This window comes from Paenibacillus mangrovi (genome assembly GCF_022898935.1).
Lineage (GTDB): Bacteria > Bacillota > Bacilli > Paenibacillales > Paenibacillaceae > Paenibacillus_AQ > Paenibacillus_AQ mangrovi.
Window position 1 is genome coordinate 98,133 of the sequence record NZ_JALIRP010000013.1, and the last position, 24,232, is coordinate 122,364.

A 24,232-nucleotide genomic window follows, 5' to 3' on the forward strand; every position below is an offset into this window, starting at 1 on the left:
GCTGGGCGGGACGATGGAAATGATAGGCAGAGCTCCTCGATTTAGCGAAGGAGCTCTGGAAATGAGTCGAAGACTATTTTGTGAGTGCTTTTCTGTATCTCATGACTTTACGGTACATCGTTTTATCCTTTAGCTGGTTGAAAATATACGGATCCGGATTCGTATTGACTTCAATTATCCAGGGGGTCCAGGAACGATCGAAGCCTATGTCGAGGCCGATTTGCCTAAATCCGGGATATTTCGAATGTAGAAACTTCGCCGTGTTAACCCCCAGTTTATCCAGCGCAGCAATCGTCTTCCCCATCTTTTCAGGAGGGAGATGCGCAGCTAGCAGGCTTTTTACATCTGTTGGCGTGCCCCCACTGTGGTAATTGGTTACGATTTTCTTCGGATGAGCCACTCTCCCGATCATTCCTGTTGTTTCCCATGCGCCCTTCGGACTCAGCTGCACCATAACCCGTATATCAAAGCGCCGATTATTATACTTAAGCAGATAAATTCCTTTTTGAATGAGATAGCTTTTCTTTCCTGTGGTCTTCAATAGAGAACTGTGCAATGATTGGAAATCGCCAAGGGTCTTCTTTGTCATTCCAAGCTGATAGGTATATTCTCCGGAATTCAGTTTTTCTACGCGGATTACCCCTTGGCCAAAGGTACCATTCTCCGGCTTAACGTATACCATATTGTAAGAGTCCAGCATTGCCTTCAAATCGGATTTACTGAATTTTCGGGTATCCGGAATAAACGGACGCACCGCATTGCTGCCAAGAAGAACCTTTGTTTTGGTCCATTTGCTCATGAGTGTTCTACGGGGCTTACTTTTCCACATACCATCGACCTCTCTTGTTCAAGCAAATTGATTTCATTTTCCTCTTAATATCATATGCATCGATTCTTGTCTGGGACAGGGCGCTGATACATCCTCAGAAATAATGGGTATGCTGCGATGATGGAAAACTATACGATCTATAAGCTGATTGCATAGATAGTAAGATAAAGCCGAAAATAGCGTTTGGTGTGCTACTCTCGGATCTATATAGCTGGACAGGAGGAAGCTTGATTTGAAGATATTGATTGTAGCACCTGAACAACTCCCTGTTCCTGGCAGCGGTTCAGTCGAGATTTGTATTCTGGCCATTGCCCAGCAGCTCGCCCAAAACCATAAGGTAACTGTTGTAAGCAGAGCATCGAATGGCATGCCCTTTCAAAGCACCATAAACAGGGTAAAAATCGTCAGGGTCTCTTCAGAGAGCTCCGAAGTGTATTTGGCCTCCGTGCTGCGTTTTATTCAAGGAAGTTCATATGACGTGATCCAAGTGGATAACCGTCCTCATTACATGGCGTCGATCAAAAATATGTATCCACAAATGAAAGTGACACTATTTCTACATTCCCTTACGTTTGTTCCTCATACACGGCATATTGCTAACAGCTTAAAGTATGCTGACCTCATCATTGCCAACAGCAATTCACTAATGCATGAATTGATCGTTCGTTTCCCTTCCCAAGCTCACAAAATACGTACGGTAGAACTCGGTGTCGACATCATTACATTCACCCCTCCAAGTGAATCTGAGCGTTCAGAAGCCAGACAGAAATATGGTATTGGCAATAGGTTTACTGTTCTGTTCGTAGGGCGGATTATTCCCCGCAAGGGAGTCCCTGTGCTGCTGCGAGCAGTGTATCTTGCCCGTAAACAGGTTCCTCTTCATCTCATTATTGCAGGTAAGGGGAGGGCTTCTTATCTAAGAAAGCTGCGCATGCAAGCAAAAAAGCTTGGCGTACCTGTAACGTGGCTCGGTAAGCAAGATCATTCAGAGATTCATAGGATCTACCAGATGGCCGACTGCTTTGTCTGCCCTTCCCAGAAACATGAGGCCTTCGGTCTTGTTAATGTGGAAGCCATGGCAACCGGTCTGCCTGTTATTGCCTCACGGATTGGGGGGATTCCTGAGATTGTGAAGCACGGCAGCAACGGCTATCTAGTAGATGCATACCGCCATCCGAGTCGTTTTGCGAAATATTTGATCAGATTAGAGAAGAACAGAGAGCTGCAGTGTACTCTGGGCAATAATGGCCGCAGCACCGTACTTCAACATTTCACATGGAGTCAGACTGCGTCCAAGATCGTCTCATTGTACTCACAAGCCACCAGATCAGAAGTCTGAAGCTCTCATTCTTCTGTTACATATTGACTTCGAAAATAAAGGTATGATATATAAAAATAAGAATTAGCACTCGGGATGATAGAGTGCTAACGAAACGTTTGATATCGAAAGGAGCCTGACCCATGATCAAAAAGGAGTTTAAAGCCGAATCAAAACGATTGCTGGAAATGATGATCAACTCGATTTATACGCAGAAGGAAATCTTTCTGAGAGAATTGATCTCGAATGCCAGCGATGCGATCGACAAAATCTATTACAAAGCGTTAACAGATGATCAGCTTGTATTCAATAAAGATGATTATTACATCCGCATTACTGCCGATAAGGAAAACCGCACATTAACCATTGCAGATACAGGGATCGGCATGTCGCAGGAGGATCTTGAAAATAACCTCGGTATTATCGCGAAGAGCGGATCGCTTGCTTTCAAGAGCGAGAACGAAGCGAAGGACGGGCACAACATCATAGGCCAGTTCGGGGTCGGCTTTTATTCCGCGTTCATGGTTGCAGATCAGGTGACGGTAATCAGTAAAGCGCTGGGCAGCGACCAAGCTTACCGCTGGGAGTCCGAAGGCACGGATGGCTACACGATCGAGCCGTGCGAGAAGGATTCGGTCGGTACGGAAATTACGCTTAAGATCAAAGAGAACACCGAAGACGACCGGTATGATGATTACCTCGAGGAGTACCGCCTGAAAAGCATCATTAAAAAATATTCCGACTTCATTCGTTATCCGATCAAGATGGATGTTACCGGACACCGTCCAAAAGAAGGCGGCGAAGGAGAGTTCGAGGAATACAAGGAAGAGCAAACCGTCAACAGTATGGTACCGATCTGGCGCAAGAACAAAAGCGAGCTGACGCAGGAAGACTATGAGAACTTCTATGCCGAGAAGCGCTACGGGTTCGACAAGCCGCTGTCGTATGTACATGTTAAGGCGGATGGCGCTGTCGTATATAATGCGATTCTTTTCATTCCGGAACATACGCCTTTTGATTATTACACGAAGGAATACGAAAAAGGGCTGGAGCTCTATTCGAACGGCGTGCTGATTATGGACAAGTGTGGCGATTTGCTGCCGGACTATTTCAGCTTCGTGAAAGGGATGGTCGATTCCGAGGATCTGTCCCTCAACATCTCCCGGGAAATGTTGCAGCATGACCGCCAGCTAACGCTGATCGCCAAGAATATCAAGAGCAAAATCAAGAGCCAGCTGCAGTCCCTGCTGAAGGATGACCGCGAGAAATACGAAACCTTCTTCAGAGCGTTTGGCAGACAGCTGAAATTCGGCGTATACAATGATTACGGCGCGAATAAGGACACGCTGTCCGACCTGCTGATGTTCACATCCTCCAAAGAGAAGAAGCTGGTTACTCTCGATGAGTATGTGTCCAGAATGCCGGAAGACCAGAAGTATATCTATTATGCTTCCGGTACATCCGTAGAGCGCATCGAGAAGCTTCCTCAGACCGAGCTTGTTGCTGACAAAGGCTACGAAATTCTGTACCTGACCGATGACATTGACGAATTCGCGATCAAGATGCTGATGAACTATAAAGAGAAGGAGTTCAAATCGGTATCTAGCGGCGATCTTGGCATCGAAACAGATGCGGAAGACGCTTCGTCCGAAGCAGAAGCGGCTGAGAACAAGGAGCTGTTTGAAGCCATGTCGAGCCTGCTCTCCGGCAAAGTGAAGATCGTTAAGGCTTCCAAGCGGCTGAAGTCCCATCCGGTGTGCCTGACGGCCGAGGGCGATCTGTCGATCGAGATGGAAAAAGTGCTGAAAGCCATGCCAAACGGCGAAGGCATTCAGGCGGACAAGGTGCTGGAAATCAATGTCCATCATGAAGTGTTCCAGTCGCTTAAGGCTGCGTTTGAAAAGGATCAGGAGAAGCTGGGACTGTACACCAGCCTGCTGTATAATCAGGCGCTGCTGATTGAAGGGCTGCCGATTCAGGACCCGGTTGATTTTACAAACGATATTTGCAAGATTATGGTGTAACCTGTTTATAGGCAAACATCAACGATGCCCGGCCTTCCGGAGGCCGGGTGTATTTGTAAATTATTAGTATAGAAGATGATTTTGCCGGAATAGTGTATAATGGGTAAAGGTGCGGCTTTTTTTTGGTTACGCCGCGCATGTTTATCAATCTGGAAGAGGTGTACATGTTGGAAGACCCTAGGTTACAAATGGAAGAACGTAATATACAGCACGCCATCATTGGGGACGTGATGACACGTTTGCCGGAAATCTTGCAAAGCTTGACCAAATCAAGACTTTCTTCGCTTGCTACCGTCAATCAAATTTCCGGACGTTCCAAGATGAAGAAGGAAGAACTTGCGGATGCTCTTTCAGCATATTTGACCGATCCCGAGCAGTTGAAGTCCATCGTTCTAGTCACGGATGCGGACGAGTGGGCTCTTCTGGAAACGTTTATTAAGGAACCGTCCATTCAGAATAATGAACTTCCTTTTGGACAGTATTCATACTTTTTGGAGCGCGGACTGGTATTCAGCTTTTTCAGTGAAGGCAAGCTGTACGTGTTGATGCCGGAGGAAATTAAGGCCGCTGCATCCCAGATTAATCTGTCCGAGCTGAACAAGGAGCATGGCTCCAAGCAGGAGGCCTATGAATATATCGCCGCTGCCGCTCATTTGTATGGTGTCATCAAGCTGGACAAGCTTGTTCATATATTCAATTCTCAGAATAGCGAAGCCGTAACCGAAGAGGAACTTTCTAAGTATGCAGGTGAGATGATCGAACGCGGTCAGAATGTCCTGCTCCACGATGGTGTTCTTTTCAACGGATTCGTTGCAAACGGTGCGGATGCAGACAAGCTGGCTGAACTGGCTCAAGACCTGGACAGCAAGCCGTTTTATATTCCGGAAAAAGAAGAGCTTCTCCGCTATGCGGACCTGAGCTACTTCGAAATGACGCCGCAGCTTGCCGAATTGAAAGGTTTCGTACTTAACAATATGACCAAGGATCAGGAACTTGTAGAGTACCTGATTGACGATATTCAATTGGCCTGCATGAACAAATCTTCGATGCAGGAGCTGATTAATCAGTTCGAGAACCGCAAGATTTCCTTCAAAACACCGGTTCATGCACAGCGCGTCATTTCCCTGCTTGCAGAGGTGTACAACAGCACCAGAATGTGGGCGAACGGCGGACATACGCTGGTAGAGATGAGCGCTATGAAAGAGGGAGAAGATCAGGGCAAAGGGCTTGTCAGACTCGTGGACGATTCCGAAAACGTTGTTACTAAAGTCGGAAGAAACGAACCTTGCCCATGCGGAAGCGGCTTGAAATATAAGAAATGTCACGGTAAGTAAGGATTAATTTAAATCATATGATATGATGAATGATTCACCCTGCAGATTTGGATTCTCCTTAGGGAGTCCGATGTACTGCAGGGTGTTTTTTTTGCGTCCCTGATTGATACCTGCAATAATAAGGGAAATGATAAGTATGGCATGAATCAAGAAAACCCATTGACCAGAAAGGAATGAGAATGAATGACCGAACCTATCACTATACCTGATCTTTCTTCAAGACCGTTCCATTTACAAGTGGAGCGTCGAATGGAATCAGCACCGGGCGTGCTTTTCAGAGCGTGGACACAGCAGTTTGACCGGTGGTTTGCAGCACCTGGGACGGTAATCATGAAGGGGGAAGTCAATACGCCTTTTTTCTTTGAGACTGTCTTCAAACCCGAAACGGAGAGCGAAGCAAAGCGACATCCCCATTACGGACGTTTTTTGAGACTCGAACAGGATCGTCTCGTCGAATTAACGTGGGTGACTGGGGAAGGGGGAACGAAAGGGGCGGAGACCGTTGTTACCGTTGAACTGGGGCCCCAAGGCAGCGGCACGCTGCTTCGTCTTACCCATGCGGGGTTTCCGGATCAGGAATCGCGGGACGGGCATGAACAGGCCTGGCCGTTTGTCCTTGAACAACTCGATACGCAAATGATGGCGGGGAATGAATGAGGCGGGTGATTCTAACAGTACTACACCTTTTCTCTAACAAAAAGACACCCGGAGTGGACCAGTAACTGAATTCCCAACAAAATTCCCTCTGCCGCAAAAACACCTGAACGTCCTCATCTCCTGAGCAAAGAGGTAAAATGAAAGCGTATTATTCCTCTTGATGAAGGAGAAAAGCCATGAAATTTGACCTGAGCATAGTGCCCTTCAGCCGCAGAGAAACGTTCCTAGCGGTATCACTTCTGCCTGAAGGAAAGAATAGACAGCAAGGCCTTTACCTGCGAACCGTCCGTGGCGGTGATGACAAGTTCGGTGAGGCATTCCGTATTGAACTGATCGATCAGCACAGCGAGCCGATTCCGTTTACGGCTGAAGGCTATCCCGAAGTTGTCAGGCTGAATTCCAAAGCGCCCTCTATTTATGCCGAAATCTGCATTTCGGACAGCCGGACGTTCCGAATCCGTTCCAAGGGCTGCGGCGTCCGGCTAACCTTTATGCCCGCAGCATACGATTATGCCTATGAAGTGAACAAGGACAGCTGGGAGATGAACAGCTTTACCCATGAATGCCGCTTTATGCTGACCCGGCTTGCGGGCGGTATGAAGATGGAAGTGCCGTGGGACAAAATCAAGAGCTCGCGTGTGGTAGCGGAGTTCAGCGCGGATCCACTCACGAAAACTTCGGAGTTTGCGGTAGAGGAGTTTCGTACCGTGTGGGAGCCGAGGGAAGTGTGGGAGTCCTTTGATGCTGCAGCGGATTCTGCCCAAAAGGATTTTTCGATGTGGCTTGAGCGCAGTCTCACAGTCCCTGAGCGATGGCAGGAAGGGAGAGACCTGGCCGCCTATATCACCTGGTCCTGCCTGGTACCGGCAGAGGGATGCCTGACCCGTCCAGCCATGTACATGTCGAAGAACTGGATGACGAATATTTGGAGCTGGGATCACTGCTTTAATGCCATGGCCCTTGTGCGCCACGATCCGAAACTGGCATGGGACCAATTCATGATCTTTTTTGACCGGCAGGATGAGAGCGGCCTTATTCCCGACTTTGTGAATGATAAATATGAGCTGTGGAACTGCAATAAACCGCCGATTCATGGCTGGACGCTGGCCTGGATGATGCAGCGGACCGATTACATCCGTGAGAGGCAGCTGCGGGAGGTTTACGGACCGCTGTCCAAGTGGACGAAATGGTGGTTCCGGTACCGTGACGGGGATGGCGATGGCATTCCCCAATATAACCACGGCAATGATTCAGGCTGGGACAACAGTACGGCGTTTAATCTCGGGATTCCGGTCGAAAGCCCTGATCTGGCCGCTTTTCTGATCATCCAGACCGAGCTTCTTGCTGAAATCGCCGGACTGCTCGGGCTTGCGGAGGAATCCTCAGCATGGAGACGGCTCGCTGAGGATACGCTGGCGAAGATGATCAGCCACTTCTGGAAGGATGGGAAATTCATATCCTGCCGCTCGGGCACGCATGAGCCGTCCGATGGGGACAGCCTGCTGCTGTTCGCACCGATCCTGCTCGGCAAACGGCTTCCCGACCATATCCGTATAGCGCTTCTGGAAGGATTACGGGAAGAAAACCGTTTCCTGACCGCGAACGGCTGGGCAACGGAAAGTGTCAGCAGCCCCTATTATGAGCCGGATGGATATTGGCGTGGTCCGATCTGGGCGCCATCGACGATGCTGCTCGTGGAGGGCGCCTCTGCAGCAGGTGACATGGAGCTGGCGCAGGAGGTATCCCGCCGCTTCTGCAGCATGCTAAGCCGCAGCGGTATGGCGGAGAATTTCGATGCCCTTACCGGCGAAGGTCTGCGTGACAGGGCATTTACATGGACCTCGAGTGTATTTTTAATTCTGGGGCATGAGTATACAACATAAACGTGAAACTGCACTTCTTCGGGCCGGTTTTAAACGGCATACCCGTGGAAGTGCTTTTCCCGTTTATCTGTTGAAATAGTTCAGCAATGAAGAAGTATTTTCAAAAATAGGGTTGAAAGTGATATCATCCAAAATGTGTGTTTTAATCTATTGAAGGCCTTTCCATGCTAGAATGCAGATATATATTACTTGCAGGCGAGGGGGAAACGTGCGTGAAAGTCCAGTGGCTTCAGCGGTTTTACCGCCGCATCTTGTCCGGTTCCTACCGCAGCATCCGGACCAAGCTGTTGTTTTGTTTTCTCATCGTGACTCTCATTCCGCTGCTATCACTGGGAGCGTTATCCTATTACCAGTCTGCCAGAATGATCAATTCGCAGTTTGGGAAATATGGTGAAAATGCCGTCGCCCAGCTGGAGCAGCAGACGAATTCATCCTTAAGCCGAATGAAGCAGATGAGCGAGACGATCTATTCCTATTTGATGGATCCGGCCCGTACGGATCTTGGTAATCGAGCTCCTGTAACCTATAATGAAATCATCGAAAAAAATGACTTTGAGGCGCTTCTGACATCACTCCGGACCGATTTGACAGCTGGAATTTATATCATAACCCCTTCAGGCTATTATTATGGGGAGAACAACCTCGATGTGAACAAGCTGGGTAACATTCCTGCATGGAAGGCGAAGCCGGCATCCTATCAAGGAACCTACTGGCTAGGTTTTTATATGCAAAATCATGCGAGCAGTAGTGAAAGCGATTCCAGTCCGCCTGTGCTCGGACTTGCGATGCCCATTCACAATTCGAACGGGACGCATGATGGCAGCACGATATTGATTGAGGAAAATGCTCAGGAGCTGCTTCACATGTACCGGCTGTTTGAGGAGGATACTAAAGCCCATTTAACGATCAAGGCGCCGGATGGAAGAATCGTATACAAGAGTGCTTCGGCTATCACTCCGAAAGACAGCGATATCATCTGGAAGCGGACGCTGGCCGTCAATCAGTGGACGATCGAAGCGAGGCTGCCGTCCAAAGCCTTTTATCAGTCGTCGGGAATTATCCGCTCCAATACGATTATAGTGGCTGTGATCTCCTGCATTCTTGCCTTTGGGCTTGCTTATATTTTTTCATCCCATTTTACCTCACGGATTCGCACGCTGAAGGATTCGATGCAAAAGGTCAGCTTCGGCAAGCTGGATACACGGATGCCCGTCGAAGGCAGGGATGAGTTGGGAAGCCTCGATATGAGCTTTAACCGGATGGTGAGCGGTGTTCAGACGCTAATTCAGGAAGTGGAACAAAGCGAGAGGCTGAAAAAAGAAGCCGAGCTGAGAGCTTTTCATTACCAGATCAATCCGCATTTGCTGTTCAATACGCTGAATTCGATCCAGTGGAAGGCCCGGCTCGAAGGGGCCGAGGATATCCGCCAAATGCTGTACCATTTGACGATGGTGCTGGAGGGGAATCTGGACATTTCACAGGAGTTGATTACACTTGGCAGAGAGCTGCGCATGATTGAGCATTTTCTGAAAATCCAGGAGATCAGGTACGGCGCCGTTTTCCACTATGAGCTGCATTGCAGGGAGGAGCTGAAGCAGTACCTAATTCCGCGGATGACGCTGCAGCCGCTGTTTGAAAATATATTTTTCCATGGCTTCACCGACGGCATCGGTGTCATTGAACTGGATGTCAAGGAGGAAGCGGAAGAACTTCTGTTAACAATCAGGGACAACGGCGCAGGAATGACGGCGGAGAAACTGGAGCATTTGTTTACAGCAGGTCCGAAGCGCCGCGGGCGCGGTGGACTGGGTGTTCAGAACGCAGATCAGAAGTTTAAGCTGCATTTCGGCCCACAGTACGGGCTTACGGTATATTCCACTAAAGGTGAGGGCACAACCATTATCATTCGTTGGCCCCAAAAGGAGGAGCGTTCCGATGGATACAGCCAAGAAAATTAAGGTGCTGATCGCTGATGATGAGAGCATTGTACGCAAAGGACTCCGCTCGACTGTTGCTTGGGAGCGGTTCGGGATGGAGGTCGTCGCTGATGCGCCGAACGGGATGAAAGCCTGGGAAGCTTTTCTCGAATACCGTCCTGAAGTCGTGATCACGGACATTGTGATGCCGGAGATGGATGGGATCGAGCTCTCCCGTAAGGTCAAAGAGACGGCGGAGGATACCCGAATCATATTGCTTAGCTGCCACCGCGATTTCGAATATGCACAGCAGGGAATGCGCCTCGGGGCATCGGGTTATCTTCTGAAAACGGCTTTTGAAGACGAGGAGCTGGAGGAGATGCTGGAGAAGTTTCAGCGGGAGCTGTCGGTTCCAGTTCCCGAGACTCCGCAGGATGGCGAACGGCTGGAGACGCTGCTGTTTTCCTGGCTGAACGGGCGCAGCGATAAATTTCCTGCAGAGCTTGCCAAGCTGCATGAGGGCCCGTGGCATTATAACGGACAACCGCTGCATATTTACTTGATCCGGACGGCGGAATGCGGCTCATCCTGGAACGGGCTTTTGCAGGACGCAGAGCAGGCTGAATGCGGTATGTGCGAAGGAACGCTGATCCCATACGGGGAAGAATACTGCTATTGGATTGTGTCTGATTCCCTTAGAGAGGCCGCGAACAGCTTGCTGGTTGAATGCAAAAGCAGATGCGGCAGGCTGCAGTGGAGCCGCAGAGGGTCATTGATGCTCACCGAGGATTTGAAGGAGGCGTTCCTGTCTCTGCATAAAGAGGCGGAATTGGAGCGAATCTATGGCGTATCGGGAGAAGACTGGCCGGAACCGATCTGGAAGGCTGTCCATCTGCTGCATGCGAACCCGGCTGCCGACTGGTCGGCGAGCGATCTCGCAGAGGAGGTCGGTCTCAGCCGCAGCCACTTCTCCATTCTGTTCAAGAAGGCTGTCGGTGACAGCTTTATCGCATTCCAATATAAGCGCAAACTGCGCCTGGCCTCGGGTCTGCTGCGGGATACAACGCTGACGATGCAGGAGATTGCCGAGCGGACAGGGCTTGGGGACAGCAAATATTTCAGCAAATGGTTCAAGCGCTGCACAGGGCAGACGCCAAGCCATTACCGTGCCCAACAAAAAGGCGACGCTTCCCAAACAGTTTGACACCCTCCTCGCGAAATTCGAACAAAATCACAACAACATTCGAATAGATGCACGTTTTGAACCGCTTTCATTTTAGGTTACGATGAAAGCGGTTCAATTATTATACACCTCATTAAATAGGGGAGCTGACAATATGAAAAAGAGAATTTCACTCATTGTCCTTGCAACAACGATGATGGTATCCGTACTGTCTGCATGCGGCGGCAGCGGTGGAAGCACCGATACTGCCGGCCAAGGGGAAAGCGGCTCGAATGGAACGAAAACGCTTCGCTTTGCGACCTGGGATACGGGAGATACGCTCAAAATCGAGCAGGATATCGCCAAGAAATTTGAAGCGGAGCACCCCGGCACGAAAGTGCAGGTGGAGGCTTATGCGGATGGTTTCGACCAGAAAATGGCCGCGGGCTTTGGAGCAGGAAACCCGCCGGATGTGATGTATATGTGGGACTTCCCAACCTATCATCAATCACTTGAGCCACTTGACAGCTTTGCAGAAAAGGATAAAGACCTCAACATAGATGACTTTTACAAAGGATTGTTTAACTACGGCAAAATCGATGGCAAGCTCTACGGCATTCCAGCCGGATTCACGACTCGCGTCGTCTATTACAACAAGAAGCTGTTTGATACTGCAGGGATCCCTTATCCGAAAGACGGATGGACCTGGAGCGAGTTCCAGGATATCGCCCAAAAGCTGACTGACAAGTCCAAGAAGCAGTATGGCTTCGGGGTTCGGGCTGAAAATGACACCTATGACCTGCAGGGCCTTGTGTGGAGTAACGGTGGCTCCTTCATTTCGCCGGATGGCAAAACCATCGACGGCTACATGAACAGCAAAGAAACGGCTGAATCCATTCAAATGTTCGGCGACATGGTGAAAAACGGCTCCGCAGTGCTGACAGGCGGCAAAGGCCAGCAGAGCGGTGACGATATTTTTAAAGCCGGCAAAATCGCCATGTGGGAAAGCGGAATCTGGCCGCTGGAATCGTTCAAAAAAGCGGGGATCGATGTGGGTACCGTTGAAATGCCTGCATTCCCGGGCAAACCGTTGAAGGGCGTGCTGGCCGAATCCGCGCTGTCCATTGCAAAAGACTCCAAGCAAAAAGATCTCGCCTGGGAGTTCATCAAATTCTATGTATCCGATGAATCGATCAAAATGCGCGTAGCAGATCTGCCTGTTCGTCAAAGTGTCGTAACCGAACTCAAAAAGGATCAGGATCCGCTCTACAAGCCTTACTACACGATGCTTGAACGCTCGGACAATACTCCTGCGTTCCTGCTGAATCCGAAATGGAATGAAGTGAACCGCCAGCTGTCGGCAGCCGTCGAAGCGGTTATGCACGGCAGCAATGCCCAAGACGTGCTGAACCAGGCCGTTAAGGACAGCGAACGTTACATGAAATAACACTTGCTTTCATTTATTTTAAGTAGAAAGAAGGTTAGGAGATGGCTCAGACCTACCTGCAGAATACACGGGAACAGACAGCCGCCCTAAAGCTCTTGAGAAAACGCAGATGGGGTGGGGCTGCTCCCTACCTCTTCATTTTTCCTTGGATTTTCGGATTTGTTGTCTTCACGTTAGGACCGCTGTTGTTCTCGCTAATCATTTCTTTTTTTGACTGGCCAATCGTCGGTAAAGTAACCTTCATCGGTATCGACAACTACGTGGAGATGTTTACGGATGATCCGATGTTCTGGAAATCGCTTTCTGTTACCTTGAAGTTTGCGGTGCTTTTCGTTCCGCTCAACATTGTGCTCGCACTTGCGCTCGCCATGCTATTGAACCAAAAAGTGCGGGGGAGCGCGATCTTCCGGACGGCATTCTATCTTCCTTCTGTAATCTCAGGCGTGGCGCTGGCCATGATTTGGTCTTGGGTGTACAGCGGAGAATACGGGATTCTGAATTACTTCCTGTCTTTGTTCGGCATTCAGGGGCCTGACTGGCTCAATGATACCAAGTGGTCGCTTGTGGCGATGGTCATTGCCAGTCTTTGGGGCCAGGGTTCGATGATGTTGATTTTTCTGGCAGGGCTTAAAGGCATTCCAAAGGATCTGTACGAATCGGCTTCGATCGACGGTGCGGGTAAAATCCGTCAATTCTTCAGTGTGACGATCCCGATGATTACGCCAACGATTTTGTTCAACTTAATTACTTCGATTATTGCCGCGTTCCAGCAGCTGACCCTCGCGTTATTGCTGACGGGAGGCGGGCCGATGAAATCCACGTACTTCTATGCGATGTACATGTATGAGAACGCATTCAAATATTATAAAATGGGTTATTCCGCCGCGAATGCCTGGTTCATGTTCCTGATTGTGCTTGTGCTGACGTTCCTAGTGTTCAAGTCATCGGAAGCCTGGGTGTTCTACGAGGGTGAAATGAAGAAGAACCCGCAGAAGAAGCTTAAAGCAAGAAAAGGGGGGCAGACCGGATGAGAAAAGTAATCACGTACACCCTGCTGATTGTATTTTCGCTGCTCTTCATCGCACCTTTGTTCTGGGCAGTTACGACGGCGTTGAAGTCGCCGCAGGAGCTGTACTTGTTTCCGCCCAAATGGATTCCTTCCGAATGGAAATTCAGCAACTTTGCTGAGGCATGGAATATCCAGCCCTTTAATCTCTTTTTGAAAAATACGGTGACCGTAACGGCCTTATCTACGCTCGGTCAGCTGATCTCCTGCACTCTTGTTGCATACGGCTTCGCCAGATTCCAGTTCAAGGGGCGCGATTTCCTGTTCCTCATCGTCCTTGCGACCATGATGATTCCATGGGAAGTCACGATGATTCCGCAGTACATGGAATTCAACTATCTGGGCTGGATCAACACGCTTAAGCCGCTGATTGTGCCGTCCTGGTTCGGCTCGGCCTATTATATCTTTTTGCTGCGGCAGTTTATTCTGACATTGCCGAGGGAACTGGATGAAGCGGCTACGATCGACGGTGCCAGCAAGCTCACGGTATTGTTCCGAATCATCGTGCCGCTGATGGGGCCTTCATTGATTCTGGTAGGCGTATTTCAGGTCATGAGCTGTTGGAACGACTACCTCGGTCCGCTCATTTTCTTGAATGATCAGACGAAATATACGCTGACGCTTGGCCTGTCCCAGTTCAAGGGCATGTACGGCGTCGATATGCAGTCGATTATGGCGATTACTTGCCTGATCTCCATTCCGCCGCTGGCTATCTTCTTCTTTGCACAGCGCTATATCGTCGGCGGAATTGCGACAACAGGCATCAAAGGATAATTAGAGAGAAAGGAAGGGAAAGAACCATGAAGGATATCATGATTCGCAGGGACTGGGATAACCTCAGCGTACTGGAAAGAAACCGCTCGAAGAGCAGGGCCTATTTCATTCCATTCGCGGACCGGGATGGCGCTTTAAGCTACGAAAGGGGAAGCTCACCTTGGTTTAAATCGCTGAACGGGATTTGGAAATTTCAATTTGCCGAGGGGCCGGAGCTGGCTTCGGAGGATTTTTATGAGGAAGAATTCGACGCCTCTAGCTGGGATGACATCCGCGTACCTGGACACTGGCAGCTGCAGGGCTATGGGCATCCGCACTATACGGATCTCTATTACCCGTTTCCGGTAGATCCGCCGCATGTGCCGAATGATAATCCGACGGGGAGCTATGTGAGAGAATTCGAGCTGCCGCCTCATTGGGACGGAAAAGTCGTATCCATCAAGTTCGACGGCGTGGACAGCGCCTTTCACGTTTGGCTGAACGGTTCGTTTATCGGGTACAGCCAGGGAAGCCGCCTGACATCTGAGTTTGATCTGACTCCATATCTGCGATCCGGCGTGAACCGTCTGGCCGTCCGGGCATATCAATGGTCCGATGGCAGCTATCTTGAGGATCAAGATATGTGGTGGATGAGCGGCATTTTCCGGGATGTGTATTTGGTCGCTGAACCTGCCGCCGTCCGCATCACCGACTTCAGGGTCGTGACGGAGCTGGATGGCGATTACACGAATGCGGTGCTGTCGGTTCGCATGGATATTCAAGGCGAGAATGCTCAGGGAAAAGTGCAGCTTCAACTGCTCAACCGGGCAGGGGCAGAGGTTCTGACTGCAGAGAAAGCTTTGTCCGGTCTATCCATGGCGGAATTTAACCTGCCAGTGGCAAAGCCTGTTTTGTGGAATGCCGAAGCTCCGTATTTATATCATCTGGTCCTGACCGTAGTGGATTCGAAGGATCAGATTACGGAAACGATCGCCCAGCGCGTAGGCTTCCGCCGGGTGGAAGTGAAGGACGGCCAGTTCCTGGTGAATGGCAAGGCCATCCTGCTCAAAGGCGTCAACCGGCATGATCATCATCCGGATACAGGCCGGACAGTAACGCTGTCGACGATGCTTCAAGATATTAAGATGATGAAACAGCATAATATTAACGCCGTACGTACGGCGCATTATCCGAATGATCCGCGGTTCTATGATCTCTGTGACGAATACGGTTTGTATGTGATGGAAGAAACGGATCTGGAGACGCATGGCTTTGAGCCGCTTGGCAATATTTCGCGCCTCAGTGACGATCCGGCTTGGAAGGATGCCTATGTGGACCGGATCAGCCGTATGGTCGAACGTGACAAGAACCACCCGTCGGTTATTTTCTGGTCGCTTGGCAATGAGTCGGGCTTCGGCTGCAACTTCCGGGCCATGTCCGAATGGTGTCATGAACATGATTCGACCCGTCTGGTTCACTACGAAGAAGACCGGGAAGCGGAAGTATGTGATGTCGTAAGCACGATGTATTCTTCCGTGGAGAAAATGGAAGGCTTCGGCCAAATGACGGATCATCCGAAGCCGCATATCCTGTGCGAATTTGCGCATGCGATGGGTAATGGGCCGGGAGGCCTGCGCCCGTACTTCGACACCTTTGATGCCTATCGGCGCCTGCAGGGTGGCTTTGTCTGGGAATGGATCGACCATGGCCTCAGCCGGAAGACGGCGGACGGCAAGGACGATTATGCCTATGGCGGAGATTACGGTGATGTGCCGAATAACAGCAATTTCGTCATTGATGGACTGGTTCAGCCGGACCGTACGCCATCGCCGGGACTGATTGAATACAAGAAGATTATCGAACCTGTGCGGGTCGAAATGATAGATATAGGCAAGATCCGCATTACGAACCGGTATGACTTTGTGGCACTCGATCATCTGCAGGCGCATTATAGCGTAACGTTAGATGGCCGCGCGGTAGACAGCGGCGTGCTTGCGCTGCCGCATATTGGTCCTGGAGAAAGCCGTGAGGTGACGGTTCCACTGCGAACCGGCCAGCCTCAGATCCGTGTGGAATCTGACACGGAGCTCTGGCTGAATGTCGGTTTTACGCTGGCGGCCGACAGTGATTGGGCGCCGCCAGGTCACGAGGTGGCCTGGGCACAGTTCGAACTCCCTGCCGATGTATATGCCGTGTCCGGCACCCCGTCTCTGCCGCTTGTAAAGCATACGCTATCGGTAACTGAGGAAGGACGGAATCTCGTTCTCAAGAATGACCTGTTCCGTATGTCCTTTGACCGCCTGCGTCCGGGAATCGCTTCGCTTCACATCGGCGGCAAGGAACTGATCCAGCGCGGACCCCGCCTGAATTTCTGGCGTGCGCCGATCGATAATGACATGTATGTGCTTCCGGATTGGCGTAAGGCCCATCTCGACAGGCTGACGGAACGTGTAGATAGCTTCAGCTGGGAGCAACTTCAGGATGCAGCGGTGCGGGTGACGTGGATTTCGCGCATTGCGCCTCCTGTCCATGACTGGAGTTTCCGCTGCGAAGTTTCCTATACGGTTACCGCAAGCGGGCTGATTATGATGGATGTGAACGGGAAGCCGGAAGGAACGCCGCCGGCTATGCTGCCGAAGATCGGCTTGCAGCTCGAAATTCCCGGCGATATGAATCATGTACAGTGGTACGGCCGGGGACCGGGCGAGAGCTATTCGGACAGCAAAGAGGCGGGACGCTTCGGGGTATATCGGAGCACGGTCGACGGCTTGTTTACTCCTTATATTTATCCGCAGGAAAACGGGAACCGGACCGATGTCAGATGGATATCCATCGTGGACGGGGCCGGAATCGGACTGCTTGCGGCAGGGGCTCCAGTGCTTGAGTTCAGTGCAAGACGCTATACGGATGGCGATTTGGAACAGGCGCAGCATATGGGCGACCTTACGCCGCGTGAGTTTATCACGCTGAATTTGGATTACCGGCAGAACGGACTGGGCAGCAACAGCTGTGGACCTGCACAATCACCGGAGCATGCCATCAAGCCGGAGCCGTTCCGGTTCCGTATTCTGCTCCAGGCGTATCTGGCAGAGGATGGCTCGCCTGAGCGGCTGAGCCGGCGTATGGCAGCAGAAGCCAAACAACATGAATCGGAGGAGGAGAACCATGCTTAATACACAGGATGTTTTGAACTTATCCGGCAAGGTGGCTGTCGTTACAGGCGGGGCTTCAGGGATTGGTCTGGCCACTGCTGAGCTGCTGGCGGCTTTCGGAGCGCATGCGGTGCTGATCGATATTAACGAGACTGCAGGAGAGGAAGCGGCTGCGGGAATCCGCGGCAAAGGGGGAGCTGCCAGCTTCTACCGCTGCAATGTCACCTCGGCTGTGGACTGCGAGCGCGTAGCTTCGGAGATTGGATCAACTCTTGGAGGGATCCACATCCTGTTCAATAATGCAGGCGTGATCCGTCGCAGAACCGTGACCGAGCTAGAAGAAAAGGATTGGGATCTGGTGCTGGACGTTTCGCTTAAAGGCGTCTACCTTCTCTCCAAATATGTCATTCCGATTATGGAGAAAAGTGGAGGAGGCAGCATCATTAACACTGGCTCCGGCTGGGGCCTCAAGGGCGGAGACCGCGCTGCCGCTTACTGTGCGGCCAAAGCCGGCGTCGTCAATCTGACAAAAGCGATGGCTATCGATCATGGCCCGGCCAACATCCGTGTCAACTGCGTATCTCCAGGCGATACGGATACACCGCTTCTGCGGGACGAAGCCAAGCAGCTGCAGCAGGACGAGGCTGCATTTCTGGTAGCCTCAGCGGGCGGGCGTCCGCTGGAGAGACTCGGCACGCCGCGCGATATCGCGAATGCCGTATTGTTCCTCGCCAGCGATCTTTCTTCCTGGGTCACCGGCAGTGTGCTTGTCGTTGACGGGGGCGGCATTGCTTAAAACGGATATATTTTGCATCTATATCAACACGAACGGAGGCGCTTAATTTGGCTGAGAACAGAACTTATTCCCATCCTTATATCCCGAATACCGTTCCGGAAGTCCGGGACGCCATGCTGAAGGAAATCGGCCTGACATCCATGGATCAGCTCCATGACGCCATTCCGGATAGCCTGAAGTTGGACCGGAGGATGAATCTTCCGCCGGCGATGAATGAATACGAGCTGCGCCGCCATATCGATAGCTTGCTGGCTAAGAACAAGCACGGTGCGGACTACTTGAATTTCCTCGGAGCCGGCTGCTGGCAGCATTTTATTCCTGCCGTGTGCGACGAGATCAATCAGCGTTCCGAATTCGTGACCGCCTATGCGGGGGAGCCTTATGAAGACCATGGACGTTTCCAGGCCTTGTTCGAATACCAAAGCTTGCTGGCTGAGCTGGTGGACATGGATGTCGTAAATGTTCCGACCTTTGACTGGGCCCAGGCGGCCTCCACCGCCATCCGGATGGCAGGCCGCATTACAGGGCGCAAGACGGCGCTTCTGCCGCGATCCGTTGATCCGGATAAGGCAGCGATAATTAGCAATTACTGTACGCCAGTTATGGATATTCAATTTATCGAGATCGATCAGGTAACCGGACGTATGGATCTTGATGACCTGCGCAGCAAGCTGAGCGACGATGTTGCCGCTGTGTATTTCGAGAATCCAGGATATCTCGGAATCATCGAGGACCAGGGAGCCGAGATATCCGGGCTCGCCCATGGCGTGAATGCGGTATCCATCGTGGGAGTCGATCCGATATCCCTTGGGGTATTGGAGCCGCCAGGACGCTACGGCGCGGATATCATCTGCGGCGATTTGCAGCCGCTTGGCATGCACATGAACTATGGCGGCGGTCAGGCTGGATTCATCGCTACGCGCGATGAGGAGAAGTACGTGATGGAATACCCTTCTCGGCTGTTCGGCATCGTGCCGACAGAGGTGGAAGGGGAATACGGCTTCGGGGATGTCGCTTATGAGCGCACTTCGTTCGCCCTGCGGGAGAAGGGCAAGGAATCCGTGGGCACCCAGACTGCATTATGGGGGATCACGGCAGGCGTATATCTGTCGCTGCTCGGACCTGCCGGAATGCAGGAGGTTGGCAGCACCATTATCCAGAAATCGCATTATGCCGTCAAAAAGCTGTCGGACATACCGGGTGTTTCTCTTCGCTTCGAGGGCGCCTTTTTCAAGGAATTCGTCGTTGACTTTAATGATACCGGACTATCGGTTGCCGAGATTAACCGCCGTTTGATGGAGGAAGGGATTTTCGGCGGAAAAGATTTGTCCGCAGGTTACCCGGAATGGGGACAGTGCGCGCTGTACTGCGTGACGGAAATTCATACGCAGTCCGACCTGGACCGCTTAGTGGCAGCGCTCCGCTCGATTGCCTGCACATCACTCTAACAGATCATAAAGAGGAGGACGAAGACGCCATGAAACGGATTATCAGAGACCGTAAGGTCCGCCAGTTTCACCAAGCCAAATGGGATGAGCCGGTTATTTTTGAGCTTCACCGCTCTGGTGAGCGGGGCGTAATCCCGCCGGGAACCGAAGCTGCTGTAGCGACTGAAGTCGGATGCGCGGAAGACCGGATTCCTGCATCCATGCGGCGCAGCACTGCTCCCGCGCTACCGGAGATCGGTCAGGCCAAGGTGCTCCGGCACTACCTTAGACTATCCCAGGAAACGCTCGGATCAGATTTGAATGTTGAAATCGGGCAAGGAACCTGTACGATGAAATACATTCCTCGGATCAACGAGATGCTCATCCGCAATCCGCGCATGACCGAGCTGCATCCGTTTCAGGATGTCGATTCCGTGCAAGGCATGCTGCAAATCTTCTATAATCTCGATTTGGCGATGCGCGAAATTTCGGGCATGGATGCATTCTCGTTCCAGCCAAGCAGCGGAACTCAGGCACTGCTCGCCATGGCTTCGATTGTCCGTGCTTACCATGATGCGCGCGGCGAAGGCGGTCAGCGTGACGAGATCATCACGACCATCTTCTCGCATCCGTCCCAGGCGGCAACCGCTGCGGTGAAGGGCTATAAGATCATCACGCTGCATCCGGATGAAGACGGGTTCCCGGATCTTGAGAAGCTGAAGAATGCCGTTTCCGAACGGACAGCAGGCTTTGTCGTAGCCAATCCGGAAGACACGGGCATCTACAATCACCGGATTCGGGAATTTACGGACGTGGTGCATGCTGCAGGCGGAATTTGCTATTATGACCAGGCCAATGCCAACGGTCTACTCGGCATTACCCGGGCGAAGGAAGCGGGCTTTGACATGTGCTTCTTTAATCTTCACAAGACTTTCGCAGCGCCTCATATGTGCGGCGGTCCGGCTACGGGCGCTCTAGGGGTAACGGAGGAGCTGAAGCCGTTCCTGCCGGGACCGCTGGTGGATCTTGACGCGAACGGACGTTATGTACTGAAGGAGCAGGGCGCAAGCAGCATCGGTAAAGTACGCAGCTTCCACGGCGTGGCTCAAACCGTGCTCCGCGCCTATGCCTGGATTATGAGCCTCGGTGCGGAAGGGCTGAAGGATGTGGCCCAAATAGCCGTACTGAACAATAACTATCTGTATCATAAAATCCTGCAAATCCGCGGTGCAAGCGCTCCGTATATTAAAGGCCGCCGGCTCGAACAGGTACGCTACAGCTGGAAGCAGCTTTCGGACGAAACGGGAGTCACTACGGAGGATATCACACGTCGGATGTGCGATTTCGGGCTGCATTATTGGACCTCGCATCACCCATATATTGTGCCGCAGCCATTTACGCTGGAGCCGACCGAATCCTACTCGAAAGAGGATTTGGACGAATATATCCAGGCGCTTGAGCACATCTCGAACGAAGCTTATACGCAGCCGGAGATCGTCAAGTCCGCTCCGCACAGCAGCACCGTACACCGCAATGACGAATCGTCGCTCGACGATCCGAAGCAGTGGTGCATTACTTGGCGGGCGTATCTGAAGAAAACTGAGCCAAAGCTGCAGGAGCAGAAGTAACACCTAATGCTGCCAGTAATGTAACTAAAGGATATAACCAAAGAAAGAGACTCGTTATTCGGGTCTCTTTTTTTAATTAATGAGCACTCTGCCACTCTGCATATCTCAATAAATACTTCCTGTATATACTTCTATAGATCTAAGTCATAAGATATAATAAAAGTAACAACTTCTAGATTTTACCGCTTTCCGATACTTTAAGATGTACCTCCGGAATAACTGCCGCTGCCTGCGGCCGATCCTCTTTTTCATTATGAAGACACTCTTCCTATCAAAATTTCTCTTAGAGAACAGTCACAACCACCACAGTCTCAGACTCTCTTATTCATGGAAAAATCCAATGAATCTCTATTCCAAGCAGATATCACGTTTAACATTGCCGGGGATGACTGTCCGTATGGGGCCCTGCGCAATCGAAAATCGTAGCAAAGGCACCAGTCTGCCGTTTTGGTGCTGCGTATTCGTGTCTTCGGGATTGTAACCTGATCCTTAATTTGAATAAAGGAGAATCAGCCATGAAGAGAAAAGAAGTTGTGGCCATGCTTCTGGCCGGAGGGCAGGGGAAACGCCTCAAGGGTTTGACGAAAACGCTCGCGAAGCCTGCCGTTTATTTTGGGGGTACATACCGGATTATTGATTTTCCACTGAGCAACTGTTCCAATTCAGGTATCGATACGGTTGGTGTCCTGACGCAATATGAGCCGCTCGTACTGCACTCGTATATCGGTGTCGGCAGAGACTGGGACATGGACCGTCGGAGCGGAGGAGTGTATGTGCTGCCGCCTTATGAGCGGGAGGACGGAACAAGCTGGTACAGGGGAACGGCCGATGCCATCTACCGGAACCTGAAATTCATTGAACAATATGATCCCGAGCATGTGCTGATCCTATCAGGCGATCACATATACAAGATGGATTATGACCTGATGCTGAATTACCACAAGGAGAAAAATGCCGACTGCACCTTATCGGTGATTGAGGTGACCTTGGAGGAAGCCACGCGTTTTGGGATTCTGAATACAGATGACGATCTTCGGATCTATGAGTTTGAAGAGAAACCGGCCAAGCCGAAGAACACCCTGGCATCCATGGGCGTATATTTATTCAAGTGGGAAATATTGAGGAAATATTTGCTGCAAAATGTGGATGATCCGAACACAAGCCACGACTTTGGCAAAGATATCATTCCGCTCATGCTGGCAGAAGAAAAGACACTTTATGCTTATCCTTTCCAAGGGTATTGGAAGGACGTGGGCACGGTCAACAGTCTCTGGGAGGCGAATATGGATCTGTTATCGGAGCATTCCGAGCTGAACCTGAACGATCCCGCATGGCGTATATTTACACGTAATCCCAATCAGCCTGCCGAGTACATCGCTCCTTGCGCGAAGGTACGGAATTGCATGATCAACGAGGGCTGCTCTGTCTATGGAGAGGTGAACCACTCGGTTCTTTTTTATGGCGTTGAAGTTGGGGAAGGCAGTGTGATCACCGATTCCGTGATTATGCCGCAGGTAAAGATCGGTCGTAATGTGCGAATCCACCGCGCGATTATTTCAGAGAATGTGGTGATCGAAGACGGTACGATCATTGGAGAAGACTTGGATCTGGGCAGCGAGATATTATTGATCTCCCATGATGATGAAACATCACCGAAATCTATCTATTCCTATTCCCGAGTCTCGATTTGAGGATCCTATAATTATTCCGAACAAAGAAAAAGGACGGTGCGTTTCATGAAGCAACTCATGGGCGTTATTAATCTGGATCATGAGCTGGATTTGTTGAATGAGCTGACGTATTTCCGGTGCGGCGCGGCCGTGCCTTTTGCCGGACGGTACCGGCTGATCGACTTTGTAATGTCCAATATGACGCATGCCGGCATACCGGATATCGCGCTGTTTGTCCGGCGCAAATATCGGTCTCTGCTGGACCATTTGGGCGAAGGACGTCCATGGGACCTGGATCGTAAACGGGGCGGGCTGTTTATTCTTCCTCCTGACTGGAATGACCCGTCAGATGTTTCCACCGGCGAGCTTCAGCATATACATAACAATCAGGACTTTTTCGAGCGGGGCGCGGCTCAATACGTCGTCTATTCGGGGAGTCAGCATTTAAGCAACGTCGATTTTTGCGAGGCTTATGAATATCACTTGTCCCAGGAATCCGACGTTACCCTGATCTATACGAAGATAAACAAGCTTCAACCTGAGCACCATCCTTGTATCCGGCTTGATGTGGATGAAAACGGACGGGTGACCGACATACATCACGAACGCGACCATTCCAGCATCTATATGGATATGTTTATCATGAAGAAGAAGCTGTTCCTTCAGCTCGTCAAGCAGTGCATCGCCCATGGAGAAAGCCATTTCTTCCGGGACGCAATCCAGAAAAACCGGAAATGGCTCAAGATCTCCGGCTATGAGTACAAGGGATATCATGCGGTGATTAACTCGCTTGAGAGCTACTATCGCAACAGTCTGGATCTGCTTCAGCCGGAGAAATACAATTCCTTGTTCCGGGAACAGCCGGTTCACACGAAGATCAAATATGAAGTCCCTGCCAAATATCTGAAGACCGCGGACGTGAGCAATTCATTGGTAGCGAATGGCTGCCAGATCGGCGGAAAGGTCGAGAACAGTATATTATTCCGCGGTGTACAAGTGAAGGAAGGGGCGCGGATTCACAACTCCATTATTATGCAAAAGTGCATTATTGAAGAGAATGTGGTGCTGGAAAACGTCATTCTCGACAAAGATGTCGTCATTTCAAGAGGCCGCAAGCTTCAGGGCGATGTAAGAAAGCCTTTTGTGGCCGCGAAGGATACGGTGATTTAA

17 protein-coding genes are annotated in these 24,232 nt (G+C 50.9%); 16 read left to right on the top strand and 1 reads right to left on the bottom strand.

Annotated elements, in window-relative coordinates:
• Window positions 1-73: 73 nt before the first annotated feature.
• Window positions 74-829, bottom strand: coding sequence for a YheC/YheD family protein (locus MUG84_RS23580; protein WP_244729699.1), 756 nt, complete (start codon window positions 827-829; stop codon window positions 74-76).
• Between the two features lie 232 nt (window positions 830-1,061).
• Between MUG84_RS23580 and MUG84_RS23585 the strand changes: the two genes are divergently transcribed.
• The 16 genes from MUG84_RS23585 to glgD all read left to right on the top strand — a co-directional run bounded on the left by MUG84_RS23585 (window position 1,062) and on the right by glgD (window position 24,232).
• On the top strand, window positions 1,062-2,168 hold the full coding sequence (locus MUG84_RS23585) for a glycosyltransferase family 4 protein (protein WP_244729702.1): 1,107 nt from the start codon (window positions 1,062-1,064) through the stop codon (window positions 2,166-2,168).
• A gap of 122 nt (window positions 2,169-2,290) precedes the next feature.
• A complete protein-coding gene (gene htpG / locus MUG84_RS23590; protein WP_244729708.1) occupies window positions 2,291-4,171 on the top strand; it encodes a molecular chaperone HtpG in 1,881 nt (626 codons plus the stop codon).
• A 122-nt stretch (window positions 4,172-4,293) separates the two neighbouring features.
• Window positions 4,294-5,505: an SEC-C metal-binding domain-containing protein gene (locus MUG84_RS23595; RefSeq protein WP_244729711.1), complete on the top strand. Its 1,212-nt coding sequence runs from the start codon at window positions 4,294-4,296 to the stop codon at window positions 5,503-5,505.
• Window positions 5,506-5,688: 183 nt separating this feature from the next.
• Window positions 5,689-6,162 carry an SRPBCC family protein gene (locus tag MUG84_RS23600; RefSeq protein ID WP_244729714.1) on the top strand — a complete coding sequence of 158 codons (474 nt, stop codon included), beginning with the start codon at window positions 5,689-5,691 and terminating at the stop codon, window positions 6,160-6,162.
• Window positions 6,163-6,338: 176 nt separating this feature from the next.
• Window positions 6,339-8,045: an amylo-alpha-1,6-glucosidase gene (locus MUG84_RS23605; RefSeq protein ID WP_244729716.1), complete on the top strand. Its 1,707-nt coding sequence runs from the start codon at window positions 6,339-6,341 to the stop codon at window positions 8,043-8,045.
• A 212-nt stretch (window positions 8,046-8,257) separates the two neighbouring features.
• Complete coding sequence (locus MUG84_RS23610; RefSeq protein WP_244729718.1) at window positions 8,258-10,003, top strand: sensor histidine kinase; 1,746 nt, start codon at window positions 8,258-8,260, stop codon at window positions 10,001-10,003.
• On the top strand, window positions 9,981-11,165 hold the full coding sequence (locus tag MUG84_RS23615) for a response regulator transcription factor (RefSeq protein WP_244729730.1): 1,185 nt from the start codon (window positions 9,981-9,983) through the stop codon (window positions 11,163-11,165). The genes MUG84_RS23610 and MUG84_RS23615 overlap by 23 nt, the downstream gene beginning before the upstream one ends.
• Window positions 11,166-11,298: 133 nt before the next feature.
• Window positions 11,299-12,570: an ABC transporter substrate-binding protein gene (locus MUG84_RS23620; protein WP_244729740.1), complete on the top strand. Its 1,272-nt coding sequence runs from the start codon at window positions 11,299-11,301 to the stop codon at window positions 12,568-12,570.
• A gap of 41 nt (window positions 12,571-12,611) precedes the next feature.
• The gene (locus MUG84_RS23625; protein WP_244729743.1) at window positions 12,612-13,601 is read left to right on the top strand and encodes a carbohydrate ABC transporter permease; all 990 of its coding nucleotides are present in this window, start codon (window positions 12,612-12,614) and stop codon (window positions 13,599-13,601) included.
• A complete protein-coding gene (locus tag MUG84_RS23630) occupies window positions 13,598-14,410 on the top strand; it encodes a carbohydrate ABC transporter permease (protein WP_244729745.1) in 813 nt (270 codons plus the stop codon). Before MUG84_RS23625 ends, MUG84_RS23630 begins: the two co-directional genes overlap by 4 nt.
• Window positions 14,411-14,436: 26 nt before the next feature.
• Window positions 14,437-17,562, top strand: a complete 3,126-nt coding sequence (gene lacZ, locus MUG84_RS23635) for a beta-galactosidase, LacZ type (protein WP_244729747.1) — start codon at window positions 14,437-14,439, stop codon at window positions 17,560-17,562.
• Window positions 17,555-18,337 carry an SDR family NAD(P)-dependent oxidoreductase gene (locus tag MUG84_RS23640; RefSeq protein ID WP_244729749.1) on the top strand — a complete coding sequence of 261 codons (783 nt, stop codon included), beginning with the start codon at window positions 17,555-17,557 and terminating at the stop codon, window positions 18,335-18,337. The genes lacZ and MUG84_RS23640 overlap by 8 nt, the downstream gene beginning before the upstream one ends.
• 47 nt (window positions 18,338-18,384) lie before the next feature.
• Complete coding sequence (gene gcvPA / locus MUG84_RS23645) at window positions 18,385-19,785, top strand: aminomethyl-transferring glycine dehydrogenase subunit GcvPA (RefSeq protein ID WP_280521472.1); 1,401 nt, start codon at window positions 18,385-18,387, stop codon at window positions 19,783-19,785.
• A gap of 29 nt (window positions 19,786-19,814) precedes the next feature.
• Entirely contained in the window at window positions 19,815-21,392 is a 1,578-nt protein-coding gene (gene gcvPB, locus MUG84_RS23650; RefSeq protein ID WP_244729751.1) for an aminomethyl-transferring glycine dehydrogenase subunit GcvPB, read from the top strand.
• A 515-nt stretch (window positions 21,393-21,907) separates the two neighbouring features.
• Complete coding sequence (locus MUG84_RS23655; protein ID WP_244729764.1) at window positions 21,908-23,083, top strand: glucose-1-phosphate adenylyltransferase; 1,176 nt, start codon at window positions 21,908-21,910, stop codon at window positions 23,081-23,083.
• Window positions 23,084-23,128: 45 nt separating this feature from the next.
• On the top strand, window positions 23,129-24,232 hold the full coding sequence (gene glgD / locus MUG84_RS23660) for a glucose-1-phosphate adenylyltransferase subunit GlgD (protein ID WP_244729766.1): 1,104 nt from the start codon (window positions 23,129-23,131) through the stop codon (window positions 24,230-24,232).

What these genes read in the sequence shown, in the direction of transcription:
- MUG84_RS23640 (WP_244729749.1), top strand. Translation starts at nt 17,555, where the DNA reads ATGCTTAATACACAGGATGTTTTGAACTTATCCGGCAAGGTGGCTGTC.
- MUG84_RS23630 (WP_244729745.1), top strand. Translation starts at nt 13,598, where the DNA reads ATGAGAAAAGTAATCACGTACACCCTGCTGATTGTATTTTCGCTGCTC.
- MUG84_RS23605 (WP_244729716.1), top strand. Translation starts at nt 6,339, where the DNA reads ATGAAATTTGACCTGAGCATAGTGCCCTTCAGCCGCAGAGAAACGTTC.
- gcvPB (WP_244729751.1), top strand. Translation starts at nt 19,815, where the DNA reads ATGAAACGGATTATCAGAGACCGTAAGGTCCGCCAGTTTCACCAAGCC.
- htpG (WP_244729708.1), top strand. Translation starts at nt 2,291, where the DNA reads ATGATCAAAAAGGAGTTTAAAGCCGAATCAAAACGATTGCTGGAAATG.
- MUG84_RS23580 (WP_244729699.1), bottom strand. Translation starts at nt 829, where the DNA reads ATGTGGAAAAGTAAGCCCCGTAGAACACTCATGAGCAAATGGACCAAA.
- MUG84_RS23600 (WP_244729714.1), top strand. Translation starts at nt 5,689, where the DNA reads ATGACCGAACCTATCACTATACCTGATCTTTCTTCAAGACCGTTCCAT.
- MUG84_RS23625 (WP_244729743.1), top strand. Translation starts at nt 12,612, where the DNA reads ATGGCTCAGACCTACCTGCAGAATACACGGGAACAGACAGCCGCCCTA.
- glgD (WP_244729766.1), top strand. Translation starts at nt 23,129, where the DNA reads ATGAAGCAACTCATGGGCGTTATTAATCTGGATCATGAGCTGGATTTG.
- lacZ (WP_244729747.1), top strand. Translation starts at nt 14,437, where the DNA reads ATGAAGGATATCATGATTCGCAGGGACTGGGATAACCTCAGCGTACTG.
- MUG84_RS23655 (WP_244729764.1), top strand. Translation starts at nt 21,908, where the DNA reads ATGAAGAGAAAAGAAGTTGTGGCCATGCTTCTGGCCGGAGGGCAGGGG.
- MUG84_RS23615 (WP_244729730.1), top strand. Translation starts at nt 9,981, where the DNA reads ATGGATACAGCCAAGAAAATTAAGGTGCTGATCGCTGATGATGAGAGC.
- MUG84_RS23620 (WP_244729740.1), top strand. Translation starts at nt 11,299, where the DNA reads ATGAAAAAGAGAATTTCACTCATTGTCCTTGCAACAACGATGATGGTA.